Origin of the sequence: Campylobacter sp. CNRCH_2007_0968H, assembly GCF_025773245.1 — a bacterium.
Taxonomy (GTDB): Bacteria; Campylobacterota; Campylobacteria; order Campylobacterales; family Campylobacteraceae; genus Campylobacter_D; species Campylobacter_D lari_D.
In genome coordinates this window covers 1-579 of sequence record NZ_JAKMTQ010000059.1, presented here as the reverse complement: position 1 = coordinate 579, position 579 = coordinate 1, and the positions used below count along the sequence as shown (strand labels likewise).

The window sequence follows — 579 nt, the reverse complement described above, 5'->3', positions numbered from 1 at the left end:
TAAAAGATCCTATTAAAGGAAGCATAGCTCCTTGGACTAAAGCAGAAAAAGCTTATTATAAATCTTTAAAAACTAAAAAAGAAAGATATAAGTATTTAGTTATAAGAAGTGGTATAAGAAGTGTTGTTATAGATATACCTTATGAAGCTATAGGAGCTGTAGATGAAAAAGGAAATGTAGATCCTAAATATGAAAAATTATATAGAATAGTAGATGATAATAAACATAATCTAAGATCAAGTTTATTTCATAATGAATGGGGTATGGCAGCAGGAATATTAGGTGATTATAAATATCTAGCTAATGATATGTCTCAAAATGGTTTTAATGCAAGATTTATCCAAGCTACTATACTTTATATACAATTAAGTGGAGGAAGTAGTATATTAGATAAACCTAATTTATTAGGTGCTATTTATGGTTATGCAGATATTGCTGTAGGAAGTGGTTTAGTAGGAGTGCATAAAAATCCTTTAAGAGAACAAGAGATTAAAACCTTAGCTAAGACTTTAAAACCTGATGAATTTGGTATGCTTCCTTTTATAGATGAGATTATGGGAGTAGATTGGGTAATTGATT

Annotated in this window: 1 pseudogene; it reads left to right on the top strand. The window is 28.5% G+C overall.

Annotation, left to right across the window (positions count from 1 at the left end):
* A pseudogene (locus tag L8Y18_RS08635) lies at nt 1-579 on the top strand (hypothetical protein); the annotation flags it as partial.